The organism is Aquamicrobium terrae (assembly GCF_040545735.1).
GTDB lineage: Bacteria > Pseudomonadota > Alphaproteobacteria > Rhizobiales > Rhizobiaceae > Mesorhizobium > Mesorhizobium terrae_A.
Window position 1 is genome coordinate 97,339 of sequence record NZ_JBEPML010000017.1, and the last position, 6,934, is coordinate 104,272.

At 66.1% G+C, this 6,934-nt stretch carries 8 protein-coding genes; all 8 read left to right on the forward strand.

The genetic code is table 11. The features are described 5' to 3' along the window. Positions 1-3 precede the first annotated feature (3 nt). The 8 genes from ABID37_RS20215 to ABID37_RS20250 all read left to right on the forward strand — a co-directional run bounded on the left by ABID37_RS20215 (position 4) and on the right by ABID37_RS20250 (position 6,811). On the forward strand, positions 4-810 hold the full coding sequence (locus ABID37_RS20215) for an ABC transporter ATP-binding protein (RefSeq protein ID WP_354198049.1): 807 nt from the start codon (positions 4-6) through the stop codon (positions 808-810). 85 nt (positions 811-895) lie between these two features. After that, positions 896-1,654: an ABC transporter permease gene (locus ABID37_RS20220; protein WP_354198066.1), complete on the forward strand. Its 759-nt coding sequence runs from the start codon at positions 896-898 to the stop codon at positions 1,652-1,654. Between the two features lie 5 nt (positions 1,655-1,659). Next, entirely contained in the window at positions 1,660-2,907 is a 1,248-nt protein-coding gene (locus tag ABID37_RS20225) for an amidohydrolase family protein (protein ID WP_354198050.1), read from the forward strand. After that, positions 2,904-4,292, forward strand: coding sequence for an FAD-binding oxidoreductase (locus ABID37_RS20230; protein ID WP_354198052.1), 1,389 nt, complete (start codon positions 2,904-2,906; stop codon positions 4,290-4,292). Before ABID37_RS20225 ends, ABID37_RS20230 begins: the two co-directional genes overlap by 4 nt. After that, positions 4,289-5,299 carry an ABC transporter substrate-binding protein gene (locus ABID37_RS20235; protein ID WP_354198054.1) on the forward strand — a complete coding sequence of 337 codons (1,011 nt, stop codon included), beginning with the start codon at positions 4,289-4,291 and terminating at the stop codon, positions 5,297-5,299. Before ABID37_RS20230 ends, ABID37_RS20235 begins: the two co-directional genes overlap by 4 nt. 110 nt (positions 5,300-5,409) lie before the next feature. Further along, a complete protein-coding gene (locus ABID37_RS20240) occupies positions 5,410-6,045 on the forward strand; it encodes a TetR family transcriptional regulator C-terminal domain-containing protein (RefSeq protein WP_354198056.1) in 636 nt (211 codons plus the stop codon). Further along, positions 6,042-6,425, forward strand: a complete 384-nt coding sequence (locus ABID37_RS20245) for a RidA family protein (protein WP_354198058.1) — start codon at positions 6,042-6,044, stop codon at positions 6,423-6,425. Before ABID37_RS20240 ends, ABID37_RS20245 begins: the two co-directional genes overlap by 4 nt. 62 nt (positions 6,426-6,487) lie before the next feature. Continuing rightward, the gene (locus ABID37_RS20250) at positions 6,488-6,811 is read left to right on the forward strand and encodes a 2Fe-2S iron-sulfur cluster-binding protein (protein WP_354198060.1); all 324 of its coding nucleotides are present in this window, start codon (positions 6,488-6,490) and stop codon (positions 6,809-6,811) included. Positions 6,812-6,934: the final 123 nt, after the last annotated feature.

Below are 6,934 nucleotides of genomic sequence, written 5' to 3' on the forward strand. Positions count from 1 at the left end.
GCGATGAACTGCCAGATTTCCAGGCCTGAGGCCCCTGTCCTCATCGAGATGAAGGACGTCCACAAGCAGTTCGGCAACGGCACCGTCGCGCTGCGCGGCATGTCCCTGCAGATCCGCAAGGGCGAGTTCGTCAGCTTCCTCGGCCCGTCGGGCTGCGGCAAGAGCACCGCGTTGAAGATGGTCGCCGGCCTGCTGTCGGTTTCATCCGGGTCGATCTCGGTCAACGGGCACCCGGCGGGACAAGGTTCCGACGGCAACGACATCGGCTACGTATTCCAGGAAGCCACGCTGATGCCCTGGGCGACCGTCTTCGAGAACGTCTACCTGCCGCTCAAGCTGCACGGGCTCAGGCGATCCGAGGCCCGGCCGCGCGTCGAGGAGGCGCTGGCCATGGTCGGCCTCGCCAATTTCGCCAATTCCTATCCGCGGGAACTGTCGGGCGGCATGAAGATGCGCGTCTCCATCGCCCGCGCCATGGTGACCAGGCCGAAGCTGCTTTTGATGGACGAGCCCTTCGCGGCGCTGGACGAGATGACGAGGTCCAAGCTCAACGACGAGGTTCTCGACCTGTGGCGCTCGCACGGCCTGACCGTGATCTTCGTCACCCATTCGGTCTTCGAGTCCGTCTATCTCTCCAGCCGTGTCGTCGTCATGGCCGCGCGCCCCGGCCGGGTCGTGCACGACATCGCGCTCTCCGATGGCCATCAGCGCACCGCCGCCCATCGGATGACGCCCGAATACACCGAGAACTGCCGTCTGGTCAGCAATGCGCTGGAAGGGACCATGGACCATGTCGATATCAACCATTGAACAGGGAACCGGCACCGTGGCCACGAACACCGGCATCGACCCCCGCATCCTGCGCGAACGGCGCGAGCGCAAGTTGCGCATCATCATGCCGGTCTCGACCATCCTACTGGCGCTCGGCCTGTGGGAATTCCTGGTCTGGTACAACGAGGTGCCGCACTACCTGATCCCGGCGCCGAGCCTGATCGCCAGGACGCTGGTGCAGGACTGGCCGACCCTGATGCAGAGCGCGGCCTTCACCGTCAAGCTGACGCTGTTGTCGCTGGGCCTCGCCATCGTCGGCGGCGTGCTTCTGGGCATGGTGTTCGCCCTGTCGCGCACGGTGGAGATGAGCCTGTTTCCCTTCGCCGTCATCCTGCAGGTGACGCCGGTCATCGCCATCGCGCCGCTGATCCTGATCTATGTCAGCAACACCTTCTTCGCGCTGCTGATCTGCGCCTGGATCGTGGCCTTCTTCCCGATCCTGTCGAACACCGCCATCGGGCTGCGCAGCGCCGACCACAATCTGCGCGACATGTTCCGGCTCTATCAGGCGACGCCCTGGCAACGCCTGCGCTACCTTCTGATCCCCTCGGCCCTTCCCTATTTCATGGCCGCGCTGAAGATCGCCGGCGGGCTGTCGCTGATCGGCGCGGTGGTGGCGGAATTCGTCGCCGGCACCGCGGGCCAGAACACCGGCCTTGCCTCGCGCATCCTGGAATCGAGCTTCCGCAACGAGATCCCGCGCATGTTCGCCGCGCTGTTTCTGGTGTCGGTGCTGGGCATCCTGATCTTCCTCGTCACCGCCTGGCTGTCGCGTGCCGTGCTCGGTCACTGGCACGAGAGCGAAATCAAGCGGGAACTGTAGCCGCCATGCGCAACGTCGGCCCGACTCCTTTTGCCACGACCGGCCCGGTCGCCTCGCAACCGGCGACCGCCGGGCGTGCCGGCCTGCACTTGGCGGGCCTGCGCCTGGCTGGCCGCGACAGGCACTGGGACATCGCCGTCGAGGACGGGCGCATCGCCGGCCTGTCCCCGTCGGCGGAAAAGGGCGGCGGCTTCGTCATGCCGCTGCTGGCGGACATCCACACCCATCTCGACAAGACCTTCACCGCGTCCCGCATGCCGGAACGCGCCACCTCGCTGTTCCATGCCATCGAGATGATGAAGGCCGATGCCGCAGGCTGGGACGAAGCCGATCTTCGCCGACGCGCCGGGCAGGCGCTGTCGCGGGCCTACCGGCACGGCACCGCGCTGATGCGCAGCCATCTCGACTGGTACGGGGCCGAGCCGCCCACGGCATGGCACGTGCTGCGCGAACTGGCCGGCGAATGGCAGGGCCGGGTCCGGCTCCAGCTCGCATCGCTGACCCCGCTCGACCTTTTCGCCGACATCGGCGAGGCGGTCGCCCGCGAGGTCAAGGCCGCCCGCGCCGTCCTCGGCGCCTTCATCTACCGCAACGACGATCTCGCCTCGAAGCTCGGCCATGTCTTCGACCTCGCCGAACGCCACGACCTCGAGCTCGACTTCCATGTCGACGAAGGGCTCGACACCGACGCGCGCGGCATCGACGCGATCGTCGCCGAGACCGCGCGGCGCGGGCTGGCCGGCCGGGTCCTGTGCGGCCATGGCTGCGCCCTGTCGATGCGCGATCCGGGCGAGGTCGGTGATCTTCTTCGGCATGCCGCCGAGGCCGGTGTCGGCCTGACGGTGCTGCCCGGCTGCAACAGCTATCTGCAGGATGCCGGAACCGGGCGCACCCCGCGCCTGCGCGGGCTGGCGCCCATGCACGAGGCGCGGGCGGCGGGGATGAAGGTGATGATCGGCTCGGACAATGTCCGCGACGGCTTCTTCCCCTATGGCGACTACGATCTGTGCGACATGTTCAGGGGTGCCGCCCTTCTGGGCCATCTGCAACCCGACGCCTGGCTCGATGCGATCAGCGAGACCCCCGCCAACTGGATGGGAAGCAGCCTGCGCGTCAGCGAAGGCGGCCCCGCCGATTTCATCTGGCTGGATGCCGACGACCTCACCGACGCGATCAGCCGCCCCCGCGCCGCGCGGGCGGTCTGGCGCGACGGCCGCATCCTGGCCGACCACCATCAAGGAGAGCAGACATGAGCGCACGCCACGACTGGGCGGCCTTCAAGGCGGCGTTGGACGGAATCCGTTTCCATGACGACGAGAACTACCTGGCCGCGCGGTCGCGCGACTATTTCTGGTACAGTCCGATACTCAACGACCAGCTCAAGGACAAGCTCGGCGATCTCGTCGTGGTGCCGCAGAGCGTCGACGAGGTGATCCGCATCGCCGGGCTGGTCGCCCGCCACAGGGTGCCGCTCACCCTGCGCGGCGGCGGCACCGGCAATTACGGCCAGTGCGTGCCGCTGGAGGGCGGCGTGGTCATGGACCTCACCCGCCTCGACAAGGTGATCGAGATCACCAGCGGCCATGTCCACGTCGAGGCCGGGGCCCGCATCTCGCGGCTGGACGACGCCGCCCGCGAGACCGGACAGGAACTCTTGATGTATCCCTCGACCCGGCAGATGGCGACCATCGGCGGCTTCATCGCCGGCGGCTCGGGCGGCATCGGCTCGCTCCGCCATGGCATGCTGCGCGATCCCGGCAACGTCACCTATGTCAAGGTGGTCACGGTCGAGCCCGAGCCGAAACTGATCGAGCTGCACGGCGAGGACATCCAGAAGGTCCAGCACGCCTACGGCACCAACGGCATCGTCGTCGAGCTTGGCCTTGCCCTGACCCGCGCCACCGACTGGGTGCATGCCGCCGCCCTGTTCGACGGCTATGGCGAGGCGCTGCGCTTTGCCAGCTCCGCCCAGCAACAGGGCATGGACTGTTATCTGCTGACCGCGGTCGAACGCCGCTTCGCCCCCTATTACAGCAAGCTGGGCGATCTGTTCCCCGCCGACCGGGACGCGATCTTCGCCATGGTCGCCCCGCAGGAGATGGAGCGCTTCACCGCCGCCGCCGAGGCGGCCGGCGGCCGCATCTCCTTTGCCATGAGCAAGCCCGAAATCCGCGCCGCCGGCCTCCAGCCGGCCTATGAATGCGGCTGGAACCACACCACGCTGCAGGCCCTCAAGGTCGACAAGGGTTGGACCTACCTGCAGGTCGCCTATCCGCGCCCCTTCGATCCCGATCTGGTCCTGCGCCAGATGGCCCGCTATGGCGACGAGATCTACTGGCACCACGAGATGGCCCGCATGGACGGCGAGATTCAGATCTTCGCCCTGCCGCTGGTGCGCTATCGCGGCGAGGCGGCGACCTACCGGCTGATCGCCGAGCTGGAGGAAAAGGACGGCTGCACCATCTTCAACCCCCATGTCGTGACCATCGAGGATGGCGGCATGAAGCAGATCGACCAGACGCAGATCGAGTTCAAGAAGCTGGCGGATCCGTACGGGCTGATGAACCCGGGCAAGACCCGGGGCTGGAGTGCCGACATGGCACGCGTCGACGACAACCAAATGGGAGAACACGCATGAAGCACATCACCAGCCTCTTAACCGCTTTGGGGCTCATGCTCGCGGCCGGGCCGTCCCTTGCCGCCGACAAGGTCGTGTTCGGCACCAACTGGCTGGCACAGGGCGGCCATGGCGGCTTCTACCAGGCCGTGGTGGACGGCACCTACGAGAAATACGACCTCGACGTCGAGATCCGCATGGGCGGGCCGCAGGTCAACACCCGGCCAATGCTGGCCGCCGGCCGGCTCGACTTCCTGATGGGCGGCAATCTGCTCCTGGCGTTCGACAACATACGCAACGACATTCCGACCACCGTGGTCGCCGCCCTGTTCCAGAAGGATCCGCAGGCGTTCATGGCGCACAAGGGCCAGTATGCCGACTTCGCCGCGCTGACCAAGGCGCCTTCCGTCCTCGTCTCGAAGGACGGCCAGTTCAGCTTCTGGCAGTGGATGGTCGACAGCCACGGCTTCCAGAACGAGCAGCTGCGCCCCTACGGCTTCAACCTCGCCCAGTTCCTGAGCGACCCGAAGATGGTCCAGCAGGCCTATGGAACCGCCGAGCCGCTCTATGCGGCCAAGGAAGGCGCCGAGGTGGATGTCTTCCTGCTGGCCGACCAGGGATGGAGCACCTACGGCTCGATCATCGAGACCCGCAGCGAGCTGGTGGAAACCAATCCCGATCTCGTGCAGCGCTTCATCGATGCGTCGATCGAGGGCTGGTACAACTATCTCTACGGCGACCGCACCGCCGCCTATCAGGCCATCATCGCCGCCAACCCGGAAATGACCGTCGAGAAGCTGGATGCCGAGATGCTACAGTTCGAACGGCTGGGCATCATCGATTCGGGCGACGCCCTAAAGAAGGGGATCGGGGCGATGGACGAGGCCCGCATCAAGGGGTTCTACGACCTGGCGGTGGAAAGCAAGATCATCGAGGCAGGCAGCGTCGACCTGTCCAAGGTCGCCGACATGCGCTTCGTCAACCATGGCAAGGGTCTGGACATCAAGGCCGCGCTGACCGGCAAATAGGGGCATGCGCCCCGCGCGGCCGGACGCGCGAATCGAAGCGACGATCGATGGCGCGGCGCCTGCCGCGGCATCGATCCGAACCTGAACCGTTGTGCATGCATGGGGAGCGTATGACCAGCGCCCAGAGAAAGCGGAAGGAAATCCACGGAGCGATCCGCAATGCCGCGATCCAGGAATTCGCGCGCAACGGGTTGGCCGGGACTTCGACCCAGGCCATCGCCCAGACGGCCGGCATCACCAAGGCCCAGCTGCATTACTACATCTCCTCGAAGGAGGAGCTGTACCAGCAGGTGCTCGGCGAGATCGTCGCCCAGTGGAAGGACATCTTCTTCCTGTCGGCCTCGCGCGAGGACCCGGCGCTGGCGATCACCGAATATATCGACCGCAAGGTGCGGCATGCGCTGGAATATCCAGACGTCTCGCGCTTCTTCGCCAATGAGATCGCCCGCGGCGCACCGGAAATGGCGCCCCACTGGAATGACCTCAAGAGCGCCGTCGAGGAGGCCAGCGGTGTCATCCAGGAATGGATCGACAGCGGCAAGATCCGCCCCGTGGACCCGCTGCTGTTCCAGATCAACATGTGGGCAGTGACCCAGCACTATGCCGAGTACGAGGCCCAGACCCGCGTTTTGATGGGCAAGCCGGAACATTCGCCGCTCGATGCGGACCGCATCGTCGCCGAGGCGACGCAGCTTTTCCTGCAACGCTGCGGGCTTCATTCCAAAGAGGAAGAGGAAAAGCCATGAAGGCCCTTGCCCCCGCCACCATGCCGGCCCCGTTCGGCAGCTATTCGCACGGCGTGGCCTCGGGCCTGCTGATCGTGACCTCCGGCCAGCTCGGGCTCGCCGCCGATGGAACGATCCCGGCCGGCGTCGAGGCCCAGGCCGAGCTTTGCTTTTCCAACATCCGGGCCATCCTTGCCGAGGCCGAGGCGGACCTGTCACATGTCCTGCGCTTCACCGCCTTCGTGACGCGGCGTGAGCACATGGCCGACTATATGGCCGTCCGCGACCGGCTAGTGGCCGGGCTCGCCACAAAACCCGCCTCGACCCTGTTGATCGTCTCCGGCTTCACCCGGCCGGAATTCCTGGTCGAGGTCGAGGCCATGGCGCTGCTGCCGCACTGAAACAGGGAAAAAGCGCATTGCTGCGCAAGGCGGAAACGCTCCAGCATCGCGGGAGAAAGACAATGGTTCAGATCACCTTCGTTGAACATGACGGAAACCGGCGCGTCGTCGAGGCCACGGCCGGCATGAGCTTGATGGAGGCCGCCCGCGACGAGGCCGTGCGCGGCATCGAGGCCGAGTGCGGCGGCGCCTGCTCGTGCTCGACCTGCCATGTCTATGTCGCGCCCGAATGGGTGGAGAAACTGCCCCCCTCCTCGGACATGGAGCACGACATGCTTGATTTCGCCTATGAACCGGACCCGCAACATTCGCGGCTGGCCTGCCAGATCACGGTGACGGACGACATGCAGGGATTGCTGGTCCGCGTTCCCGAGCGGCAGGGATGATCGCCTGCACCCTTAATCCATAGCTCACAGCCAAGGACGAGATTGATGCCTTCCTACCGTTCCCGCACGACGACGCATGGCCGCAACATGGCGGGGGCGCGCGGGTTGTGGCGCGCGACGGGG

What these genes read in the sequence shown, in the direction of transcription:
- ABID37_RS20245 (WP_354198058.1), top strand. Translation starts at nt 6,042, where the DNA reads ATGAAGGCCCTTGCCCCCGCCACCATGCCGGCCCCGTTCGGCAGCTAT.
- ABID37_RS20215 (WP_354198049.1), top strand. Translation starts at nt 4, where the DNA reads ATGAACTGCCAGATTTCCAGGCCTGAGGCCCCTGTCCTCATCGAGATG.
- ABID37_RS20250 (WP_354198060.1), top strand. Translation starts at nt 6,488, where the DNA reads ATGGTTCAGATCACCTTCGTTGAACATGACGGAAACCGGCGCGTCGTC.
- ABID37_RS20235 (WP_354198054.1), top strand. Translation starts at nt 4,289, where the DNA reads ATGAAGCACATCACCAGCCTCTTAACCGCTTTGGGGCTCATGCTCGCG.
- ABID37_RS20240 (WP_354198056.1), top strand. Translation starts at nt 5,410, where the DNA reads ATGACCAGCGCCCAGAGAAAGCGGAAGGAAATCCACGGAGCGATCCGC.
- ABID37_RS20220 (WP_354198066.1), top strand. Translation starts at nt 896, where the DNA reads ATGCCGGTCTCGACCATCCTACTGGCGCTCGGCCTGTGGGAATTCCTG.
- ABID37_RS20225 (WP_354198050.1), top strand. Translation starts at nt 1,660, where the DNA reads ATGCGCAACGTCGGCCCGACTCCTTTTGCCACGACCGGCCCGGTCGCC.
- ABID37_RS20230 (WP_354198052.1), top strand. Translation starts at nt 2,904, where the DNA reads ATGAGCGCACGCCACGACTGGGCGGCCTTCAAGGCGGCGTTGGACGGA.